We start from the raw sequence: 21,035 nt of genomic DNA, 5'->3' as shown, positions 1-21,035 counted from the left end.
GGTTCGTCATGTTCTGGCGTAAACAGAAAGCCGCCATCGAGCGGTTTCACCCGCTGCACCGGGCGCTGACCCTGGAGAAGGGCTTCACGGTCTCGCTGCGGCGGGACGACTGGGAGCCGGTGATCCAGAGCCTCGCCCAGCACCGCGCCGAGATCCGGCGGCGCAGGTGGCGGCTGCCGGACCGGGTCCCGGGCGTCCTCGTGCCGATGCTGCGGGTCATGGCGTCCGACATGCGGCCGGACGGGGTGCTGTCCGTCGCGGCCGACCTGCGCGGCGCGAAGATCCCGGAGAAGACCGGGCCGCAGTACGACGTGCCCGTCCAGCGTCCGGTCCTGTCGTTGAGGCAGTGGTACGCGGTGGACCCGTGGCTGCGGATGCGCGCGGAGCTGCGGGACGGCAGCGTCCTGGAACTGTCGGTCACCGACCGGGTGCGGTACCGCCGCCGGAAGAAGCGGAACCCACGCGGCAAGGTCAAAATCAAGACGAAGACGAAGACGACGCATCTGGTGCGGGTCACGCGGCGGCTGGCGAAGGGCGCGGCCGTCCAGCGTCCGGGGACACCGCCGCCGCCGTGGATCAGGGTGCAGATCAAGCAGGGCAGCCGGATGATGTTCCGCGCGAACGGCAAGCTGCTCGGCCCGCTCGGCGAGGCGGAGCTGACCGACCGGATCCTGCACGTGTCGACGGAGCCGTTCCGCTGGACGCCCCCCGGCCGCACCACAGGAAGGACGTCATGAACCGCTGCACCGTGACCACCGGTTTCTTCGTCCTGGGACGCTGCGGGCAGCAGGCCGTCGCGTCGTGCCCGCAGTGCGCGCGGCCGGTCTGCGCCGCGCACGCCGGGCCGGGCGGGCTCTGCTCCGAGTGCGCCGCGGCCCAGGGCTACGGCACCCCGGACCCGCATCACCCGTCCTGGACGGGCGGATTCCGGCGCCGCTATTACCAGAGCAGTTCCCGGGCTTACAACGACACCTACTGGTATTCGTCGTTCGACGAATACGATCGCGGCGCGTTCAACCCGGGCGACGACTATTCGCACGGCGGCGACTGGGACGGCGACGACGGCACCGGCTTCGTGGACAGCTGAATGCACCGCCTCCTGTGGCTCACCGAGCACTATCCGCCGAGCCGGGGCGGAATGTCGCAGTCGTGCGACCGGATCGTGCGGGGGCTGCGCGCGGCCGGGGCCGAGGTCGACGTCGCGCACCTGACGCGCCGCGCCCGCCCATGGGGCGTCGGCCGCGAGCAGGGCGGACGGCTGATCTCCGCGCCGCTCGGCGACGACTCCGAGCACGCCCTGCGCCGCCTGTGGACGACCCTCACCGCCGAGGGCCTCTCCGGCTACACCCACGTCGTGGCGTTCGGCGGGGTGTACGCGACACTCGCCGGCCCCGTCCTGTCCGCGCTGCTGGACGCGCCGCTGGTCACGCTACTGCGCGGCAACGACATCGACGTCGGCGTGTTCTCGATGCGGCGGCGCGGCGTGCTGACGGACGCGCTGCGCGCCTCGTCCCGCGTGTGCGTCGTCGCCCGCTCGCACGCGCCGCTGGTGTCCGCGCTGGCCCCGGACGCGTCCGTGACGTTCGTCGCGAACAGCGTCGACACCGCGCGGTGGCGGATTCTGCCGTCCGAGCGGGAGCGCGGCCGGGCGTGGCGGGACGAGAACGTCCAGGCGGGCCGCCGCACGATCGGCCTCATCGGACAGCTCAAGGTGAAGAAGGGCGTCGGCTTCTTCCTGGACGCGCTGACGGCGTCAAGGCGCAGCGAGGAATTCCATCTCCTGCTGGTCGGCGAAGTCGAAGACTCGGTGGCGGAATGGCTGGCCGAACGCGAAGACTCCGTCCCGCATTCGTTCCTGCCATTTCTTGAGCGCTACGACCTTCCGTCCGTCTACGCGAGCTGCGACCTGGTCGCCCTGCCGTCGTTCTACGACGGGATGCCGAACGTGGCATTGGAGGCCGCGGCCCTTGGCGTGCCGCTCCTCGCCTCGGACGGCGGCGGCCTCGCGGACGTGGCCGACGACGAGATCGGCTTCGCGTTCCCGGCGGGCGACGCACACGCCTGCCGCGCCGCGATCGACCGCGCGGCACGGGCGAGCGACGATGAACTCGCCAAGCTCGGCGCCGTGGGCGCGGAACGCATCCGCCGCGACTTCACCCCCGCCGCCGAGACCGCCGGGTACCTCGCCGTCCTCGACGCGGCGCGTTGACCCGGCACGGGCGATGATCGTCTGCTACGCGGCCGGTGATGGGCTCGGCCATCTCACGCGGCTTCGCTCCGTCCTGCACACCCTGCGCCTGGACGGCCCCGTCACCGTCGTGACGGCCTCCCCCTTCGCGGACGATCCGCGCGTCACCGGCGACTGGCGCATCACGCCCTCCCTCGACCTCGCGGACCTGGACGCGGACGAGGTGATCATCGACGCCTTCCCCGCCGGGCTGAAGGGCGAGCTGACGCGCGTCCCGTCCGGGCCAAGGGTCACGCACCTGGCGCGGCTGCTGCGCTGGGACGCCTACCAGCCGCTCCTCCCAGCCGACCCGCCCCACTTCGACCGCACCTTCGTCCTCGAACCGCTGACTCCGGCCCACCACGCCTATCTGCGCACAATCTCCGGCAAGGTCACCCCACTGACGCTCACCGATCCCCCTTCGGAGCCGATCGACGTGGACGGTTGGCTCATCGTCCACAGCGGCCCCGAAGCAGAGACACTCGAACTCGTCGCCTACGCACGCGACATGGCGTCCGTCGAGGGAGTCCGCCCACCGATGACGCTGGTGTCACCCCACAAGCCGGACGGTCTCCCCCCAGGCGTCGCGCACCTGGACGCCTATCCAGCGCACCCGCCGGGCCCGAACGTCGAACGCATCGTGACAGCCGCCGGGTTCAACGCCGTCCGCCAGTACGCGCCCTGGCGAGACCGGCACCGGATGCTGCCTTTCCCACGCACCCTCGACGACCAGTTCACCCGCGCCGCCCGCGCTAGAAGTAATCAGGCGTGAGGTCACCGGACGGCCACGTCGTCACCGCGTTCGCCGCCTTGTGCAACAGCGAGTCGATGACGCCGTAGTCCGGCGCGTCGCGCTCCTGGCGCTGGTCGAACAGGACGGCCCACGACAGACCATCGTTCCGGCGGACCAGCAACGTGTGCGTCCCCGGCAGTCCTCCGTCGTGCCACGTGTTACGGCCGCCACCGCTGACGGGCCGTACCAGCCATCCGCAGCCGTAGTAGTAGCCGTCGTCGTTGATGCCCGTCTCCGGCTTGGCGAACGCCCTGGTGATGGACGACGCGTTCAGCACGGACGTACCGCCGTCGTAGATACCGGCGAAACGCGTCAGGTCCATGGCGGTGGCGAGCCAGCCACCGTGCGCGTCCATGTTCTCCAGGTTGAAGGCTCCGTACGCTGCGGGCACGGTCTTGCCGCTGTTGTCGAAGACGGTCGTCCCCGTATAGGTCGAGTAGTAGGGGACTTCACCGGGCGCCTTCGTCAGCGTCCGTCCGAGCCGCATTCGCGTGATGGCGCGCGGGGCCAGCACCTTCTGCTGTACGTACTGGGCGTAGCCCTGCCCACCGGCCTTCTCGATGATCCGGCCGAGCAGCAGGTACCCGTAGTTGGAGTACGCGTACTTCGTGCCAGGCGCGTGGTCGAGCTTGCGCGCCGAGGTGTACTTCATGATGTTCGCCCGCGAGACCGGCAGCGGGACGCCGAGCGCCTTGGCGATCGCCGCGTCCTGGAACATCACGTCGGGCGAGATGCCCCGGTCCCAGCCGCCGAGGTGCTGGAGCAGCCGCAGCACCGTGACGTCCTTCAGCCGCGGGTCGGCGGACGTGGACAGCCCCAGCAGCGTCGCCGCCTTGTCGGTGAGCTTGAGCTTCCCGTCCTGGACGAGCCGGAGCACGGCCGTGGCCGTCACCGGCTTGGAAATGCTCGCGGTACGGAACAGCGACGTCGGCTGCGTAGTGAGGTGACCGGCCTCGGCGTAGGTGTAGCCACGCGACAGGACGAGCTTGCCCTTGCGGACGACGGCGAGCTGCCCGCACGGGATGTTCCGCTCCTCCATGAAGGTTTTGAGCGTCGCGTCGAAGCCCCCCAGCCCGGCGAGCGCTTTGCCGGTCACCCGCCACGACCGCTCGGCCGCGACCGCCCGCACCGCGGCGGCCGACACGGACGGGCCCGACGAGCAACCCGCGAGCAGCACCGGACCCGCCGCCGCCAGCCCCGCCGCCTTGCCGAAATCTCTCCTGGTCAGTGCCGCCCGGTCCGCTCGGAACACCGCGTCCCCCAAAGATCGACTGCCCGAATCGCGACGATCCCGCACCCTAACGCATGTCGATCTTGAGCTGGGGGCGCTATCCGGGAAGGGCGATGTCGAAGTCGATCTCGACGTCGTCGGCGAGTCTGAGGGCGCCGAAGAAGGCCGAGTAGGGCTTGACGCCCCAGCGGCTCTGCGTGACGGTGGCGCCGCCGCGCACCCGGCCGCCCTCCACGGCGGCCCGCACCCGGATCGGCTTCACCCGGCCCATGATCGTCAGGTCGCCCTCGACGACGTCCTCGCCGACGCTCGTGGACGTGAAGGTGATCTGCGGATAGCGGCGGGCGTCCAGCACCTGGCGCAGGTTCTTCCTGATCTCGGCGCGGTCCTGGTCGGTGAGCGGCTTGACGCCGCCGGTGCCGTCGCGGACCTCCAGCCCGTCCAGCTCGACGGTCACCCTGACGGACGACTCGTCCGGCGGCTCGCGGGCCTCGACCGCCGCCGACCAGCGCGTGGCCTCGATGGTCAGGTCGTGGCCGGCCCGGCGTCCGAGGCCGCTGCGGCCCGTCCTGATCAGCAGGCTGCCGTCGTCCGGCCCCAACTCGTACGTTCCCTCTCGTACAGCCATGCCTTCACGGTCTCACGCCGAACGGCCGCAGCTCACCTGCGGCTGGGGGCGGTACTCGGTGTGGAACTTCTCCCGGCGGACCTTGCGGCCGTTCGCCAGCAGCGTCCGCCACACGTCGATCTCGAAGCCCTCGCGGCCCGCGGTGGGCACGCATTTCCGTCCCCGTCCCACACCAGTCGTGTAGGGCATGAGCCCGTACCGCTCGGACGCCGTCGACCGCACCTGGTATTTCCGTGCGCCGTACAGGTTGACGGTCAGCGACGACGCCGTGTACACGACCTGGAGGCGCACAGGACGTCCGGTGTCGTTCCGCCAGGCGAAGTCCAGGTCCGGGTAGGACACGGCGGCTTCCCGCCCTTCCGGGTACTCCGGCATGTACATGCTGTGCGCGCGCGCCTTCCGGATGTCCAGCCCCGCGCGGAACACAGCGTTGAACAACGTCGAGGACACCTGGCAGATGCCGCCGCCCACGTCGTTCACCAGCCGCGGCCCGATGATGGCGGGCGCGGGCACGTAGCCGCGGCTCTCGGTGCGCGGACCGACGACGTCGTTGAACGAGAACGTCGTGCCCGCGGCGACGATGTGGCCGTCCAGGATCTGGGCGGCGAGCTCGATGTTGCGCACCCGGGGCTCGCCGGGCCGGAACCGGGTGGTGTAGCTGCTCATCGGCCGCTCGGGCCCCGCCCGATCCGGAACGACCTTCTTTGGCGGGACCCCGCCGAGCGCGGCCAGCCTCGCGGACGCGCCAGGCTCCCGCGGTACCCCCAGATAGGCGCCGAGCAGCAGCCCGGTCGTCGCCAGCGCCCCCGCCGCGAACGGCCACCAGTGCCGGACGCACTCGCGCAGCTCCGCCTGGCGCCCGGGACACCGCCGTTTGCGTCCGGCCCTCTTACCACCGGGTTTCTTCCGGCCGGGCTTCACCCGGCCGGGTCCTTTCCGGCCGAGCCGGGTCAGCCTCACAGATCACACCCCCCGAAGATCCCTAGCGGGATCCTGCAACGGACCCTGCCCCGGCCCTACCGCCAACGCCCGCACTTTTACGTGAACAACACCCGAACAAGAACAAAGCCGGGCCCATCGGCGCCCCCCGGCCGCCACCCCGACCGTCAACGACCCCGACCGCCCTTACGCGTCAACGGGCCCGACCGCCCTCGCGCCTCAACAGGCCCGACCGGATTTGCGCGACAACAGGCCCGACCGGATTTGCGCGTTAGCGGGCGCGGGCGCCCTCGCGTAGCCGCTCTGGGTCGATCTCGCGGCCCGGGAACCTTCGCAGGTACTCGGCCTCCAGCTGGTTCATGCGCCGCGTGTGCTCCCCGTAGGCCTGGTCGGCGGCGTGCCTGAGCGCGTCGAGCCGCGTCACGTACAGGTGGCCGAGCTCGCGGAACAGGTCGTCGTCGGTGAGCTCGCCGGGGTCGACACCCAGCACGGTGTCATCACTCGTCATGTCCGGCCCCCTCCTCGTGGGCGCCCGTCCCCTACCCGGCGTCGTCCGGCGTGAACACCGCGAGGGCGCCGGCGTGCTTGCCGAACCGCACCGCCCCGGGCAGGGACGACACCTCGCCGTCCCGCGCCAGCCGCAGGTCCCCGGATCGCGACACCAGCTCAAGTCCGGTCGCCCGCCACGCGCGGTACCCGGGCGTGATGTGCAGGTGCCCGGCCAGGACGGCGGCGACCGCGCGGACGCGCGGAACGCGCCGCCCGGCGGCGACAATCCGGACGTCGAGCTGCCCGTCGTCGAGCCGGTCGCGCCACGTCGGGGCGGCGCCCCGCGCGCCGTAGACGCAGTTGCCGACGAACGCCAGCCAGACGCGGCGCTCCCGTCCGTCCACGGTCACCTCGACCGGCTCGGAGCGCCGCAGCGTCCGGACGGCGGCGACCGCGAGCGCGGGCCACTTCCCGATCCGCCTCTCCAGCCGCTCCCGCCGGTCGACCAGCTCGGCGTAGGCGCCGAAGCTCGCGGTGTTGAGGAACAGCCGCTCCCCGTCGCCCGCCGGATCCCCACCCGCCGGGTCCTCCGTCGTCGGCGCGACGTAGGCCACGTCGACGCGGCCGAGCCGCCCGCCCCGGTACGCCGCGATCGCCTCCGCCGCGGACTCCACGCCGAGCGCCCGCGCGAAATGGTCGAACGTCCCGGTCGGGACGACGAGCAGCGGCACGCCGTGTTCCAGCGCGGCCCGCGCGCCCGCGTTCACGGTGCCGTCCCCGCCGATCACGGCGAGCACCGCGGCCCGAGCGGCGGCCTCGCCGTGCACCTTGTCGGCGTCCTCGTCCTGGCCGAGCCGGACGATCTCCGCGCCGGGCAGCTCCCGTTCGAGCAGCTCGATCGCCAGCTCAGGGCGGCCCGGCAGGATCGCGGCGGTCGCCCCGCCCGCGGCGGCGCCCGATCCGGGGTGGGCGACCGCGACCAGGCCGGTCCCGTCGGCGGCGACCAGGCCGGGCGCGGCGTCCTCGGGCCGTCGAGCGGAGCTCGTCCGTTGAAGGGCGGTGGGTGGGGGCTGGAGGACGGTCCGCGCCACGCGGGCCGCCGGAGGGTGGGCGGGCCAGACCAGGCGCGTCCCGAGCGCGGCCAGCGCGCCGATCCCGACCCCGGCCAGGACGTCGCCCGGATAGTGGGCGCCGGTGTAGACGCGCGAGAACGCGACCGCCGCCGCCGTCGCCGCGACCGGCACGGCCACCGGACGAGGCGCCTCCAGCGCGACCCCGGCCGCGAACGCGGCGGCCGACGCCGAATGCCCGGACGGGAACGCGTGCGACGTCGGCAGCTTCCACCTGATCCGGATCGGCGGCACCAGGTCCACCACCGGACGCTTCCGGCGGAACGCCTGCTTGCCGAGGAGGTTCACCATCGGGCTCGCCACCGCGATCGCGATCGAGCCGCGCAGCGCCGCCCGGCGCAGCCGGGGCCGTCCCGTGGCGCCCATCACGCCCGCGGTCGTGAACCACAGGACGCCGTGGTCGGCGAACCGCGACAGCCGCGGCAGGACGTACTCCAGCCCCCGCAGCCGCGCCGCCGCCACCCGGTCGAACGCCCACCGGTCCGCCCGTCCGAGCCTGCGGAGCAGGGGGTAACGCGGTTCCGGCACCGCCTGCCGGCGGCGGATCAGCACGGAGCGTGACGGCACGGCGATGCGCCGTGAGTGGTTGACGCGCATGCCCCGGGTATCCCCAGGGACGCCGACATGATTCCGGTAAAGATCTCAAATCGGGGGTCACATGCGGGCGAACGTCACTCTGGACTCACCGACTGCAATAGGCTTCCCGGCATGAGTCACCCGGAACGGCTCGGTGCCTCGGGTGGCGAGTCGGTCGGAACGATCGCGGAGCCTCCTCACGTGAACGAGACGCTGGCCGACTACGCCGCCAGGCACGGGCTGAGGCAGAGCGCCGCGCGCCCCCCGCTGCGGAAGTACCTCCAGAGCGTGTGGGCGCGCCGGAACTTCATCTGGGCGTTCGCGTCCGCCAAGAACATCTCGATGTACACCGACTCGCGACTGGGTCAGGTGTGGCAGCTCCTGACGCCGCTGCTGAACGCGGCGGTGTACTACCTGATCTTCGGGCTGCTGCTGAACACGAGCCGCAACGTGCCGGACTTCATCCCGTTCCTGGTGACCGGCGTGTTCCTGTTCGGCTTCACGCAGCGGTCGGTCACCTCGGGCGCGAAGTCCGTCGGGGACAACCTGTCGCTGATCCGGGCGCTGCACTTCCCGCGCGCCACGCTGCCGCTGGCGATCGCGGTCGTCGAGCTCCAGCAGCTGCTCATGTCCCTGATCGTGCTGTTCGTGATCGTGTTCGCGTTCGGCGAGCCGGCGAGCTTCAACATGTTCCTGTTCGTGCCGGTGGTCGGGCTGCAGCTCATGTTCAACGTGGGCATCAGCATGGTGATGGCGCGGCTCGGCGCGTTCAACCGCGACATCACCCAGCTCCTGCCGTTCGTCATGCGCACCTGGCTCTACATGTCCGGCGTCATCTTCAGCCTGCCGTCGCTGATGGAGCCGGGCTCCAAGCTGGCCAAGTACCCCGCGCTCGCCGAACTGCTCCAGCTCAACCCGGCGTACGTGTACGTCGAGCTCAGCCGGTACGTGCTCCTGGGCGAGTACCGCGACCACGTGACGAACGACCTGCACATGAACGAGGCGGGGCAGTTGTGGTTGTCCGCCGGCATCTGGTCGGTCGTGATGCTGGTCGGCGGGTTCGTCTACTTCTACCGAGCCGAGGAGCGATACGGCCGTGGCTGACACTGACACGAAGGTCCGCGGCGCCGTCGACATCGACCCGCACCGGGAGCCGATCGTCGTCGTCGACGACCTGCACATCGTGTACCGGGTGTACGGCGCGGGCGGCAAGGGCAACGCCGCGTCGGCCTTCTCCCGCGTCGTGCGCCGCCAGCGCCGCCCGTCGATGACGGAGGTCCACGCGATCAAGGGCCTGTCGTTCGTCGCCTACCGGGGCGAGGCCGTCGGCATCATCGGCAGCAACGGCTCCGGCAAGTCGACGCTGCTGAAGGCCATCGCCGGGCTGCTCCCCCCGCACCGCGGCGGCGTCTACACCGACGGCCAGCCGTCACTCCTCGGCGTGAACGCGGCCCTGATGAAGGACCTCACCGGCGAGCGCAACATCGTCCTCGGCTGCCTCGCGATGGGCATGTCCCCGGCGGAGACCAAGGCCCGCTACGGGCAGATCGTCGACTTCGCCGGGCTCAAGGAGGGCTTCATCCAGTACCCCATGCGGACGTACTCGTCCGGCATGGGCGCCCGGCTCCGGTTCGCGATCGCGGCGGCCAAGACCCACGACGTGCTGCTCATCGACGAGGCGCTCGCGACCGGCGACGCCAAGTTCAGGGTCAAGAGCAAGCGCCGGATCGAGGAGCTGCGCGGCGAGGCCGGCGCGGTGTTCCTGGTCGCGCACCAGCTGGACACGGTCAAGGACATGTGCGACCGCGTCATCTGGATCGAGGAGGGCCGCATGCGCATGGACGGCGACCCCGAAGAGGTCACCGCCGCCTACACCGAGGCGACGGGCAAGTAACGGGGCAAGTAGTGGGACCGCTGTGACCGGAGAGGTCACAGTGACGCGGAGTCACCGGATCGTCTCTGGATGAGACGGCCTCGCCGATCTACCTTCAAGGGGAGACCTTTACGGCGACGGAGGCTCCCATGGCCGACCGGTTCAGCAGACGAGGCTTCCTATCCTCCACGGCGCTCGCGGCGGGTGCGTACGGTGTCCTGGCGGGGTGCGCCAGCGAGACCAGCGGTCCGCAGGCGAAGAACACCGGCAAGGCGCCGAAGGAGGTGTTCACCGCCCCCGCGAAGAAACTGAGCGGCTCGCTCAGCATCCTGATGTGGAGCCACTTCGTGCCCCGGCACGACAAGTGGTTCGACAAGTTCGTCGCGGACTGGGGCAAGAAGGTCGGCGTGGACGTCCGCGTCGACCACATCAACACCGTGGACGTCCCCCGCCGCGCCGCGTCCGAGATCCAGGCGGGACGCGGCCACGACGTCATCCAGCACATCGCGCCGTTCTCGCAGTACGAGCCGTCCGTGCTGGATCTGTCGGACGTCGTCCAGGAGGCGAACCGGCGCTGGGGGCAGCAGCTTGAGCTGTGCCGCAAGTCGAGCTACAACCCGAACACCAAGCGGTTCTACTGCTACTGCCCCGGCTGGTCGCCCGACCCCGGCGACTTCCGCAAGTCGATGTGGGCGAAGGCCGGGATGCCGAACGGCCCGGCGAGCTGGGACGACCTGCTCCGCGGCGCCGCCGAGATCAAGAAGCAGACCGGGGTGCCGTGCGGGATCGGGCTGTCCCCGGAGACCGACTCGAACATGGCGGCGCGGGCGCTGCTGTGGTCGTTCGGCGGGGCCGTCCAGGACGAGAACGAGCGGGTCGTCCTCAACTCGGACGCGACCGTCGCGGCCGTCGAGTACATGGCCCGGCTGTTCAAGGAAGCCGAGACCAGCGAGGTGTTCTCGTGGACGCCGGCGTCCAACAACCAGGCCCTGATCGCCGGGAAGTCGTCGTACATCCTGAACTCGATCTCGGCGTGGCGCACCGCGATGGGCACCAACCGGGCGATCGGCGACGACATCTTCTTCGTGCCCGCGCTGCGCGGGCCCAAGGCGGCGCTGGCGGCGCAGCACGTCATCCAGCAGTGGATCGTCCCGAAGTACGCGGGGAACCCGGACGCGGCGAAGGAGTTCCTGCTGCACTACACGGCCAACTTCCCGGCCGTGACGTTCCACTCCGAGCTGTACGACCTGCCGGGCTGGCCGTCGCTCGTCCCGCAGCTGAACGGCTGGCTGGACAACGACCCGTGGGGGGCGAAGCCCGCGAACAAGCTGAGCCTGCTGAAGACGGCGACGTCGTGGAGCGCGAACATCGGCTATCCGGGACCGTCCAACCCGGCGATCGGGGAGATCTTCAACACCAACCTGCTGCCGACGATGTTCGGCCGCGCCGCCCGCGGCCAGACGTCCCCGCGGCAGGCCGTCGCGGAGGCCGAGGACCGCGTCAACGCGATCTTCAAGAACTGGCGCTCGCGCGGCCTCGTCGGCGGGTGAGGCGAGCCCATGAACCGCGAGCGGAGGCGAGCCCTGTGAACACCGTGGAAGTGAAGGGGCTGGTCAAGACCTTCGACGGGCAGGTGCGGGCGCGGCGGCGAGGACGCTCGGAGCACGTGCGGGCGCTGGACGGCGTCGATCTGGCGGCCGAGCCCGGGGAGTATCTGGTGCTGCTCGGGCCGTCCGGGTGCGGGAAGACGACGCTGCTGCGCACGATCGCGGGCCTGGAGCAGCCGACCGAGGGCGAGGTGCTGATCGGCGGGAACGTCGTGAACGGGCTTCCGCCGCGCGTCCGGCAGATCGCGATGGTGTTCCAGTCGTACGCGCTGTACCCGCACAAGACGGTGATGGACAACATCGTCTTCCCGCTCCGCGCGGAGGGCATGGCCAAGGAGGAACGCGACCGCAAGGCGAAGTGGGCCGCGGAGCTGCTGGACATCCAGCCGCTGCTGCGCCGCAAGCCGCGCCAGCTGTCTGGCGGTGAGCGGCAGCGGGTGGCGCTGGCGCGCGCGCTGGTCCGCGACCCGGCGGTGTTCCTGCTGGACGAGCCGCTGTCGAACCTCGACGCGAAGATGCGCGCGACGGCGCGGGACGAGCTGAAGCGCTTCCAGGAGCGCGTGGGGACCACGACGATCTACGTCACGCACGACCAGGCGGAGGCGATGGGGCTCGGCGACCGGATCGCGGTGCTGGAGCACGGCCGCGTCCGGCAGGTCGGGACGCCGCAGGAGGTGTACGACGACCCGGCCGACACGTTCGTGGCGACGTTCATCGGGTCGCCGCCGATGAACCTGGTCAGGCGGGACGGGCGGCTGGTGGGGTTCCGTCCCGAGCATCTGCTGCCGGTGGAGAACGTCCAGGCGGAACCGCGGGTGACGATGCCGTTCCAGGTCGAGCGGATGGAGTACCTGTCGGGCGACCGGCACGTGTACGGGACGGTGACCGGCATCGGCGAGGAGTCGCGCGTCATCGCGCGGCTGCCCGCGACGGTGGGCACGCCGCTGGAGGCCGGCGAGACGCACGAGTTCGCCGTGCCGGTCGAACGGCTGCGGTTCTTCGACGCGGACGGCGGCAAACGCGCGGCGCCCGTCCCGATCGGGGAATCGCCGTGACGGCCGAGCTCAAGGCGGCCGCCGAGGTGAGGGCGGTCGAGCGGTCGAAGGCCGGGCTCGCCGACCGGGACGGGTTCCTCGCGTGGGTGATGCTGCTGCCGTCGGTGGTCTACATCGTCGCGCTGGTCGGCGTCCCGTTCCTGCTGGCCATCGCGTTCGCGTTCTCGGACGTCACCACCGGCGACCCGTCGTTCGACTTCGTCGGCTTCGACAACTTCTCCGAGATCTTCGACGACGGCGTGTTCTGGCGCTCGCTGCGGAACACGCTGTTCTTCACGCTGGTCAGCATGGTGCTGATCGTGGTGTTCGGGAAGATCCTCGCGAACATCCTGGTGGCGGAATTCCACGGGAAGTGGTTCGTCCGTTTCCTCGTGCTGCTGCCGTGGACGACGCCCGTGGCGCTGTCGACGGTGTCGTGGCTGTGGTTCCTGGACTCGATCTTCTCGCCGCTCGACTGGGTGCTCCGCAACCTCGGGCTGATCGACGCGAACGTCGTGTGGCTGGGCCGTCCCGGCACGGCGATGGCGTCGGTGATCGCGGTGCAGGTGTGGCGGCTGACGCCGCTGGCCGCGGTGATCGTGATGGCGGGGCTGGTCGCGATCCCGCGCGACATCGACGAGGCGGCGCGGATCGACGGCGCCGGGTTCTGGCGGCGGATGTTCGAGGTGACGATCCCGCTGACGCTCCCGGTGATCGCGGTCGCCGGGCTGTTCGGCGCGATCATGACGTTCACGGACATGACCGTCCCGTACGTGCTGACGCGCGGCGGCCCGACGCACTCGACGGACGTGCTGGCGTCGTGGGCGTACTTCCGCGGCATCGAGGGCGGCGACGTGGGGCAGGGCGCGGCGATCGCGCTGTTCCTGTTCCCGCTGCTGCTCGCGGGCGCGGTCGCGATCCTGCGGGCCGTCCGGCGGCTGGAGGCCCGATGAGCACCACAGGCCCGACGACCACCACAGGCCCGATGAGCGCGGCGGCGCACGTCGAGGGGCTGCGGAGGCGGTACGCGCGGCGGCATGCGGCGGCGCGGTGCGGGGTGTACGGGGCGGCGGTGCTGGCGGCGCTGGTGTGCGCTCTGCCGTTCCTGTGGAGCACCGTCAGCGCGTTCAAGCAGAACCAGGACCTCTACAACCCGGAGAGCAACCCGTTCTTCTACAACAAGCCCGCGACGCCCGACCATGTGACGTTCCTGTTCAACGACACGCCGTTCCTGACGTTCGTGGCGAACACGCTGATCGTCGGCGCGGCGGTGGTGGCGATCACGCTGGTGCTCGCGCTCCCGGCGGCGTACTCGCTCGCGCGGCTCGACCGTCCGTGGGGCACCCCGATGGGCATCGCGATCTTCATGGTGTACCTGGTGCCGCCGTCGCTGTTGTTCCTGTCGCTGACCCGCGTCGTGGTGTGGCTGCACCTGGAGGACACGCTCTGGTCGATGATCGTCGTGTATCCGACGATCACGGTGCCGGTGTCGGTGTGGCTGCTGATCGGGTTCCTGAAGGCCGTCCCGAAGGACGTCGAGGAGCAGGCGATGGTGGACGGCTACAGCCGCCTCGGCGCGTTCCTGCGGGCCGTGCTGCCGCTGGTGTTCCCGGGGATCGTCGCGGTCGTGGTGTTCAGCTTCACGCTCACGGCCAGCGAGTTCGTGTACGCGCTGGCGTTCGTGTCGGCGAGCCCGGAGATGGTGGTCAGCACCGGCGTCCCGACGCAGCTGATCCGCGGGGACGTGTTCTTCTGGCAGTCGCTCCAGGCGTCCACAGTGATCACGGCGGTGCCGATCGCGTTCCTGTTCAACCTGTTCCTGGACAGGTTCGTCACCGGGTTCACGATGGGGGCCGTCAAGACGTGACGGCCCCCTGATAAAGATGGGGGGACACACAGCCGTTCCCCGATGTAGGAGGGCCGCCATGGCCGGCAAGCCGCCGCTTCCGCACGAGTTCCTGCCCGAGGTCCCGTCGTTCACCGTGACCAGCGACGACGTCACCGACGGCGAGCGCCTCCCCGCCAAGCACGTGTTCAGCGAGTGGGGGTTCGGCGGCGGCAACGAGTCGCCGCACCTGAGCTGGTCCGGGTTCCCCGCCGAGACGAAGAGCTTCGCGGTGACCTGCTACGACCCGGACGCGCCGACCGGCAGCGGCTTCTGGCACTGGTCGCTGTTCGACATCCCCGCGGACGTGACCGAGCTGCCCACCGGCGCCGGAACCGAGGACTCCAAGATCGGTGTCCAGGTGCGCAACGACTACGGGGTGAAGGCGTTCGGCGGCGCGGCCCCGCCGCCCGGCGACCCGCACCGCTACGTGTTCACGGTCCACGCCCTGGACGTCGAGTCGCTCGGCATCGACTCCGACGTCTCGCCCGCCGTCGCCGGATTCACCATCACCGGCCACACCCTGGCCCGCGCCTCGATCATCCCCGTCTACGGGACCTGACCACCGTCCTCCAGGGCCCAATAAGTGGCCTCAATGTTTGGCGCGTGACCTCACCGGCGGTATACCCGCAACTTCCTCACGTTGTCGTTCCAGCCGGTCGAGCCGAAACTGGCGGGAAGGTTCCACCGTATTTCGGCCCCGCCGTGACTGCTCAGGAGTACGGCGGTGCACGAGCCAACACCGGTTATGGAGGACAGGTGATCAGGCCACCAATTGAGGGGCGGAACGTTGGCGACGGTGAAGACGTAGCCTTCACTGTCGCATGTTCCCGCGTCGCCGTACACGCCCACGGACCGGCCGGGCTGGTCGCGGTTGTAGTTCGCGTGCTCATAGAAAGTCATGAGCAGCGTTGCCTGTTCAGGGTCCTGCGCGGTGGCGGCAGGCGTGGCGGCCATCAGAAATTAGGCAACAAACGGCCAGTTGTGATCACGGGCCACTTCCGTGAAAGGGCCATAGAGCCCATTCCGTAGAGGAATACCGCGGTACCGGTCAGGGGGCGGTGGTGAGCAGGTCGCCGAGAGTGGTGCGGCGGTAGAGGACTGAGCGGCCGGTGCGCTCCCGGGTCACGAGACCGGACGCGTACAGGACCGCGAGGTGGTCGCCGATCCCGCCGATGCTCATCCGGAGCCGGGCGCTCAGCCAGGTCGTCGTGGCCGGTTCGGCGAGCAGCCGCAGCAGGTCGGCGCGGGTGCGGCCGAGCAGCCTGGCCAGCGCGTCCTCGCGGCTCGGGGCCCGGGTCTCCCACAGCGCCGCCACTCCCCTGGCCCGGTACATCAGCGTGTACGGCCAGCCCTGCTCGACCGCGAGGCCGAGCTCCGAGAAGACCACCGGCACGAACATCAGCCCGGCGCCGTCCAGCCGGCGGGTGACGTCGCCGCCCCCGCGGATGTCCACCTCGATCACGCCGTCGTGCCAGCGCACCTGGCGGGAAAGGCCGTCCAGCGCCTGTGCCCACCCGTAGGCGGCGAGGCGTCCCGCGCGGTGCACGATGTCGCGCTCCACGATCGACCGCAACACCGGCCAGTCCGGCTTCAGCAGGACGTGCCAGGCGGTCTCCAGGCCGGTGGCGAGGCGCTCGACCATGTCCGGCGCGTCCAGCACGCCCCGGACGACGGCGTCCGGCTCCGGCAGGCCCACCAGGTTGCGGGCGATCTCCCCGCGCGCCTGGCCGAGCGGTGTCGCCCGCATCGTGGCGAGTTGCTCGGCGATCGTGAGGTTCGGCCGGGCGGGCGGCGGGCTGATGAAGTCGGCCATGTACCCGGCGCGGCGGCGCAGGAACGTCAGCGTCCGGATCGCCGGATCGTCCGCGATCGGCTGGTACCGGGGCCGCACCCGCTCCACCCACGGGCCCAGCGGTCCCGCGGGGACCCGGCCCGCGGCGAGGCCGAGCGCGTTCAGGACCTCCAGCAGCGGCGCGACGCCGAACCGGCTGGCGGCCAGATCGGCCGGGCCCACCTCGATCCGGTACATGTTTCGCTCCTCCCCGAAACATTATCCGGGGCCGGGGACGCGGCCGCACAGTGGCGGTCATGACGGCTCCCCCCGCTGTGTCCGCGCGGTACCGCGACATCTTCGGCGTCCCCGAGTTCCGCGTCCTGTTCGCGTTGCAGACGCTGCTCGCGGGCGGCGAGTCGATCCGGATCATCGCGCTGTCGGTGCTGACCTTCGCGGAGACGGGCTCGTCGCTCGCGGCCGCCCTCGTGTTCGGCGCCGGGATGCTCCCGTACGTGGTCGGCGGCGCGTTCCTGCTGTCGCTCGCGGACCACGTCCCGGCGCGGCGGCTCCTCGCGGCCTTCCACCTGCTGCGGTTCGCGGTGATCGCCGTCTTCGCGCTGGACGCCGTGCCGCTGCCGGCGACGATCCTGCTGCTCGTCGTGGTCGGGTTGTTCGCGCCGGTCGGGTCCGCGGCCGTGCACGGCAGGCTGCCCGCGCTGCTGCCGGGCGACGGGTTCGTGCTCGGCCGCTCGCTGTTCACGATGACGTCGGCGTCGTCGCAGGTGGTGGGGCAGGGCGTCGGGGGGCTGCTGCTGTCGGTGCTGACGCCGTCCGGGACGCTCTGGCTGGCCGCCGGGACCGCCGCCCTGGCGGCCCTGATCGCCCATCTGGGCCTGCCGGGCACGGTCGCGAAGCAGCGCGGGCCGTCGGGGACGGCACGGGAGACGTGGCGGGTGAACCGCGTCCTGCTGGGCGGACGGCCCACGCGCGGCCTGATGCTGGCCGTCTGGCTGCCGATCTCCATGTCGGTGGGGGCGGAGGGCGTGCTGGTCCCGTACGCGACGGGCCTCGGCCACGCGGGCGCGGCGGGGCTGATCCTCGCCGCGGCGGCGGTCGGGATGGGCCTCGGGAACTTCGTGGTGGGGCGGCTCGTGCCGCCCGGTCTCCGGCCCCGGCTCACGCTGCCGCTCGCGCTGCTGACGGGCCTGCCGCTGCTGCTCTTCGCGTTCGGTCCGGGGCTCGCCGCGGCCTGCCTGCTGATGACGGCGACGACGTGCGGGCTGAGCTACGAGCTGACCGTCCAGCGCCGCCTGGCGGACGCCGTCCCGGCGGACGTCCAGGGCCAGACGATGGGGCTCGCGAACACCGGGCTCATGACGGGCCAGGCCCTCGGCATCGCCGCGGCGGGCGCGCTCGCCGAGTTCGCCGCGCCGGGACGCGTCATCGCGATCTGCGGCGCCGCGGCCGTCGCCGTCAGCCTCGCCCTGCACCGCTACCTGCGCTGAGTACCGCTACCTGCGCTGACGGCGTGCCCGGCCGTCGTCCGGGCACGCCGCGGGCGTCACTTCTCCCAGGGGAACCGGTCGGCGAAGGCCGGTTTGAGGTCGTCCAGCCAGACCGCGTTGGGGTCGTACTGCGCGAAGAACGGCTTGCCGACCAGGTCGGCGTCGCGGCACTGGATGAAGTGGAGCGCGAACGCCTTCTCACCGTTGATGTCGACGACGCCGTCCACGCAGACCTTGCCCGGCGTGGCGGACATGGACGGCCCCCGGACGGTCCGCGACAGCCCGGAGACGCTCTTGTAGGCGTCCCGGAAGATCTCGTACGCGCGGACGAGCGGGACGGCGAAGTAGTCCTGCGGCCCGGTGTCGCGCTCCACGAACAGGTAGTAGGGGACGAGGCCCATCCGGGTCTGGACGCGCCACATGGTCTCCCAGGTCGCGGCGTCATCGTTGATCGTCCGGATGACGGGCGACTGGGTGCGGATCACCGCGCCGGTGTCGCGGATGCGGCGGCACGCCTCGGCGACCATGAGCGGTTCGAGCTCGCGCGGATGCGTGAAGTGCGCCATGAACGCGAGGTTCTTGCCCGACTCGACGACCTGTTCGAACAGCCGGAGCATCTCGTCGGCGTCGGGGTCGGTGACGAACTTCTGCGGCCAGTACGCGAGGGACTTGGTGCCGATCCGGATGGATTCGAGGTGTTCCACATCCAGCAGCGGCTCGATGTAGCGGCGCAGCACCGGCTCGCCCATGATCATCGCGTCGCCACCGGTGAACAGGACGCTCGTCACCTCGGGGTGCTGGACGAGGTAGTCCCGCAGGGCGGTGACGTCGTCCCCGGCCATCTTGAGGTCGGGCTCGCCGACGAACTGGGCCCACCGGAAGCAGTACGTGCAGTAGGCGTGGCACGTCTGGCCCTGCTTGGGGAAGTACAGGACGGTCTCGTCGTACTTGTGCTGCATCCCGGGGATCTTGCCGTCCCCGAAGCTCGGGATGTTCAGCTCCATTTGCCCCGCCGGGTGCGGGTTCAGCCGCATCCGCACCGCGTGGGCGGCGGCCTCGATCTCGGCCTTGGGCGCCTCGCGGCGCAGGAGATCGGACAGGTGCGCGACGTCCTCGGCCGGAAGCATGTCCTCCTGCGGGAAGACCAGCCGGTAGATCGGGTCGTCGGGCGCGGCCGACCAGTCGATGAGCTCCTCGATGACGTAGGCGTTCGTCCGGAACGGCAGCACGGTGGCCACCGCCCGGGTCGCGAGCCGCTGCGCGGGCGACAGCCCCGCGCGAGCGGTGAGCTCGTCGAGGTGCTTCGCCGTGAAGGCGCGGAACTTGCGACCAGTGGATCGCACTGCGGGAGCCGCGTCGTTCACCAGTGTCACGTGTTGGTTCTCCTTGCTGTCAGCGGGGAGGCGCACCCCCGAGATGCGTCGTCACGGACCGTGATCGGAACTGCTCAGTACACCCCCCATTCAACCCTTTAAGACGGGTTCATGCCGAATTGATGCCCCCTACCCGGTAGGAACAAAGCTGGTCAAGGATGATCCCGGCAAATCGCCCGGACATCATCGTGGAGGTTCCGCCCCTAGTACAACGACATCGGCACGTTAACTTCTGCGTCACGAGACTCTGCGGCGTCAGAGGTTACGGTCGCCCGCCGCGCGGGCCGCGCCGATCCCCCGCCTCCCGTCACGCTCCGGCGCGATCTTCGGAAATACTGGGCGGACCGGCGAGGGCCGATCGGCGGGAGGGGGCTCGGTGGACGCGGGCTCGGTGGACGAACGCCCGCTGGACACGGGGGCCATGGCCGCGGGGGCGATGGGCCAGAGACGGGGCACGTCTGTGACGGAGATCGTGAGCGCGGGCGGCGAGCGGGTCCACATCGTCGAGTCCGGGTCGGCGGACGGCGTTCCGCTCCTGCTGAGCTCCGGGCTCGGCGGCGCCTGGTTCGACTGGACGCCGACCGTCGAGCTGCTGCGGGACGAGTACCGGATCACCGTGTTCGACCGTCCGGGCCTCGGGCTCAGCCCGGCGGCGACCGCGCGGCCCACGCTGCTGCGCGACACCCGGGTCATGGAGGCGCTGGCGGAGCGGGCGGACCGGCCGGTGATCGTCCTCGCGCACTCGATGGCCGCGTTCTCCGCCGAGGCGCTGGCCAGGCTGCGTCCCGAGCACGTCCTCGGGATGGTGCTGGTCGATCCGAGCCATGAGCGCACCCGGCTCCCGCCGGTCCCGGTCGGCGCGGCGCTGACGCCGCTGGCCACGGCCGCCGGCGCGATCCTCGACGCCACCCGGCTCGCCGGGGTCGCCGGGCCGCTCGGGCGCAGGCTGGTCCTCGGCCGGACGAGCCGCCGCGGCGAGGCCGTCCCGGACGAGGTCGTCCGGTCCGTCTACCAGCGCGGAACGGTGCTCGGCACGGTCCTCGCGGAGGAGATCGCCTACCGGGAGATGGCCGCGCGGCTGGCGTGGCTGCGCGGGCGGTACTCGTTCCCGCCCGTCCCGCTGCTGGTCGTGACCGCGCTCGGGGACGTCCGCGACCCCCGCAGGAAGCGCGCCTGGGCCGAAGGCCACGAGCGGCTGGCGAGGATGAGCCCGAACGGGACCCGGGTCGAACTGCCGGACGCCCTGCACATGGTCCCGCTCGACCGGCCCGGCGTGCTCGCCGACGCGGTCTCCGCGATTCGCCGGGCGGCGGAGGCCGGGTGAGAGCAACGAATCCGCATACGGAACGGAAAAACCCACCACCCAGCGCATATGTCCCAGCACCGTCGGTGACGTAGCTGTTGTGGAGATACGTCGCAAGGCCATGGAGATGAGCCGCCGGGTCATGGGCACGAACCGCCGGAAGGCCCTGGTCCTGGGGTCCGCCGCGCTGCTCGTGCTGGTGCTGGTGGGCGCCGGTGTCGCGTTCGTCGTGACCGGCCGCGAGGAGTTGCAGTACAAGACGCAGTCCGCGCTGCGCAAGGCGATGCCCGCGACGGCGGCGGCCGAGCTGCAGCAGCGCGGCGTGGCCCTGGCGTCGCCGCTGAAGTGCGAGGACCTGCCCGGCTGGACGAAGACGAAGATGCGCGTGTCGTGCAGCGGCACGACGTCCGACAAGAAGCCGGTCGAGGTCCTCGGCACCGGCGAGCAGGACTCGCACAAGAACAACTACACGATCCTCGTGGACGGGCAGCCGGTCGTGGAGAACGCCTCCTGCCTGGGCGCCGACTGCCACAAGAAGGACGGCTGACCAAGACAGGCGGCTGAGCAGGGCCGGGAGGGTGACGATCGCCACCTCCGGCCCGGCATCGTCAAGCCGGGTGAAGGAACGTCCTACGATGCGATGAGCTGCGTCGTCGCGGCGCAGC

General features: G+C 71.0%; 22 protein-coding genes. 14 read left to right on the top strand and 8 right to left on the bottom strand.

Translation table 11 applies throughout. The features are described 5' to 3' along the window. Positions 1–8: 8 nt before the first annotated feature. From ACH34T_RS25420 to ACH34T_RS25405, 4 genes are read left to right on the top strand one after another with little or no spacing between them, the layout of a single operon-like run. Positions 9–737 carry a hypothetical protein gene (locus tag ACH34T_RS25420; protein ID WP_396023424.1) on the top strand — a complete coding sequence of 243 codons (729 nt, stop codon included), beginning with the start codon at positions 9–11 and terminating at the stop codon, positions 735–737. Next, the gene (locus ACH34T_RS25415; RefSeq protein ID WP_396023423.1) at positions 734–1,087 is read left to right on the top strand and encodes a hypothetical protein; all 354 of its coding nucleotides are present in this window, start codon (positions 734–736) and stop codon (positions 1,085–1,087) included. Before ACH34T_RS25420 ends, ACH34T_RS25415 begins: the two co-directional genes overlap by 4 nt. Then, positions 1,088–2,209 (top strand): glycosyltransferase family 4 protein, encoded by a 1,122-nt coding sequence (locus ACH34T_RS25410; RefSeq protein ID WP_396023422.1) that lies wholly within the window; start codon positions 1,088–1,090, stop codon positions 2,207–2,209. It begins immediately after the preceding gene. Positions 2,210–2,222: 13 nt separating this feature from the next. Next, positions 2,223–2,999 (top strand): hypothetical protein, encoded by a 777-nt coding sequence (locus ACH34T_RS25405; protein ID WP_396023421.1) that lies wholly within the window; start codon positions 2,223–2,225, stop codon positions 2,997–2,999. Here the strand turns inward: ACH34T_RS25405 and ACH34T_RS25400 are convergent. The 5 genes from ACH34T_RS25400 to ACH34T_RS25380 form a co-directional block, all read right to left on the bottom strand. After that, positions 2,980–4,272: a serine hydrolase domain-containing protein gene (locus ACH34T_RS25400; RefSeq protein ID WP_396023420.1), complete on the bottom strand. Its 1,293-nt coding sequence runs from the start codon at positions 4,270–4,272 to the stop codon at positions 2,980–2,982. The two genes, ACH34T_RS25405 and ACH34T_RS25400, sit on opposite strands and share 20 nt — an antisense overlap. A gap of 76 nt (positions 4,273–4,348) precedes the next feature. After that, on the bottom strand, positions 4,349–4,879 hold the full coding sequence (locus ACH34T_RS25395; protein WP_396023419.1) for a YceI family protein: 531 nt from the start codon (positions 4,877–4,879) through the stop codon (positions 4,349–4,351). A 12-nt stretch (positions 4,880–4,891) separates the two neighbouring features. After that, positions 4,892–5,800: a VanW family protein gene (locus tag ACH34T_RS25390; protein WP_396023418.1), complete on the bottom strand. Its 909-nt coding sequence runs from the start codon at positions 5,798–5,800 to the stop codon at positions 4,892–4,894. Positions 5,801–6,089: 289 nt separating this feature from the next. Then, positions 6,090–6,326: a DUF6158 family protein gene (locus ACH34T_RS25385; protein ID WP_396023417.1), complete on the bottom strand. Its 237-nt coding sequence runs from the start codon at positions 6,324–6,326 to the stop codon at positions 6,090–6,092. 31 nt (positions 6,327–6,357) lie between these two features. After that, positions 6,358–8,034, bottom strand: a complete 1,677-nt coding sequence (locus tag ACH34T_RS25380) for a bifunctional phosphatase PAP2/diacylglycerol kinase family protein (protein WP_396023416.1) — start codon at positions 8,032–8,034, stop codon at positions 6,358–6,360. A 180-nt stretch (positions 8,035–8,214) separates the two neighbouring features. Here ACH34T_RS25380 and ACH34T_RS25375 point away from each other — a divergent pair, with 180 nt between their 5' ends. From ACH34T_RS25375 to ACH34T_RS25345, 7 genes are all read left to right on the top strand, one after another. Next, positions 8,215–9,117 (top strand): ABC transporter permease, encoded by a 903-nt coding sequence (locus tag ACH34T_RS25375; protein WP_396023415.1) that lies wholly within the window; start codon positions 8,215–8,217, stop codon positions 9,115–9,117. Further along, entirely contained in the window at positions 9,110–9,907 is a 798-nt protein-coding gene (locus tag ACH34T_RS25370; protein ID WP_396023414.1) for an ABC transporter ATP-binding protein, read from the top strand. The genes ACH34T_RS25375 and ACH34T_RS25370 overlap by 8 nt, the downstream gene beginning before the upstream one ends. Positions 9,908–10,035: 128 nt before the next feature. Next, a complete protein-coding gene (locus ACH34T_RS25365) occupies positions 10,036–11,436 on the top strand; it encodes an ABC transporter substrate-binding protein (RefSeq protein WP_396023413.1) in 1,401 nt (466 codons plus the stop codon). 35 nt (positions 11,437–11,471) lie between these two features. Continuing rightward, positions 11,472–12,548, top strand: coding sequence for an ABC transporter ATP-binding protein (locus tag ACH34T_RS25360; RefSeq protein WP_396023412.1), 1,077 nt, complete (start codon positions 11,472–11,474; stop codon positions 12,546–12,548). Then, a complete protein-coding gene (locus ACH34T_RS25355) occupies positions 12,545–13,480 on the top strand; it encodes a carbohydrate ABC transporter permease (protein ID WP_396023411.1) in 936 nt (311 codons plus the stop codon). The genes ACH34T_RS25360 and ACH34T_RS25355 overlap by 4 nt, the downstream gene beginning before the upstream one ends. Further along, positions 13,477–14,394 (top strand): carbohydrate ABC transporter permease, encoded by a 918-nt coding sequence (locus ACH34T_RS25350; protein ID WP_396023410.1) that lies wholly within the window; start codon positions 13,477–13,479, stop codon positions 14,392–14,394. Before ACH34T_RS25355 ends, ACH34T_RS25350 begins: the two co-directional genes overlap by 4 nt. Positions 14,395–14,452: 58 nt before the next feature. Beyond that, a complete protein-coding gene (locus tag ACH34T_RS25345; RefSeq protein ID WP_396023409.1) occupies positions 14,453–14,974 on the top strand; it encodes a YbhB/YbcL family Raf kinase inhibitor-like protein in 522 nt (173 codons plus the stop codon). 50 nt (positions 14,975–15,024) lie between these two features. Here the strand turns inward: ACH34T_RS25345 and ACH34T_RS25340 are convergent, their stop codons facing one another. Continuing rightward, positions 15,025–15,369, bottom strand: coding sequence for a hypothetical protein (locus ACH34T_RS25340; protein WP_396023408.1), 345 nt, complete (start codon positions 15,367–15,369; stop codon positions 15,025–15,027). Positions 15,370–15,463: 94 nt separating this feature from the next. Beyond that, positions 15,464–16,444 carry an ArsR/SmtB family transcription factor gene (locus tag ACH34T_RS25335; RefSeq protein WP_396023407.1) on the bottom strand — a complete coding sequence of 327 codons (981 nt, stop codon included), beginning with the start codon at positions 16,442–16,444 and terminating at the stop codon, positions 15,464–15,466. 59 nt (positions 16,445–16,503) lie between these two features. On the opposite strand from ACH34T_RS25335, the gene ACH34T_RS25330 reads away from it, so the two are divergent. Next, positions 16,504–17,694 (top strand): MFS transporter, encoded by a 1,191-nt coding sequence (locus ACH34T_RS25330; protein WP_396023406.1) that lies wholly within the window; start codon positions 16,504–16,506, stop codon positions 17,692–17,694. 56 nt (positions 17,695–17,750) lie between these two features. Here the strand turns inward: ACH34T_RS25330 and ACH34T_RS25325 are convergent, their stop codons facing one another. Next, positions 17,751–19,067, bottom strand: a complete 1,317-nt coding sequence (locus tag ACH34T_RS25325) for a KamA family radical SAM protein (RefSeq protein WP_396023405.1) — start codon at positions 19,065–19,067, stop codon at positions 17,751–17,753. A gap of 460 nt (positions 19,068–19,527) precedes the next feature. Between ACH34T_RS25325 and ACH34T_RS25320 the strand changes: the two genes are divergently transcribed. Both ACH34T_RS25320 and ACH34T_RS25315 read left to right on the top strand, forming a co-directional pair. Beyond that, positions 19,528–20,391, top strand: coding sequence for an alpha/beta fold hydrolase (locus ACH34T_RS25320; RefSeq protein WP_396023404.1), 864 nt, complete (start codon positions 19,528–19,530; stop codon positions 20,389–20,391). Positions 20,392–20,470: 79 nt separating this feature from the next. Then, positions 20,471–20,917 (top strand): hypothetical protein, encoded by a 447-nt coding sequence (locus tag ACH34T_RS25315; protein WP_396023403.1) that lies wholly within the window; start codon positions 20,471–20,473, stop codon positions 20,915–20,917. The last annotated feature ends 118 nt before the right edge of the window (positions 20,918–21,035 follow it).

Origin of the sequence: Actinomadura sp. 9N215 (assembly GCF_044326345.1) — a bacterium.
GTDB lineage: Bacteria > Actinomycetota > Actinomycetes > Streptosporangiales > Streptosporangiaceae > Spirillospora.
The sequence above is the reverse complement of the archived record's forward strand: the minus strand, read 5'-3'. Positions and strand labels throughout refer to the sequence as shown.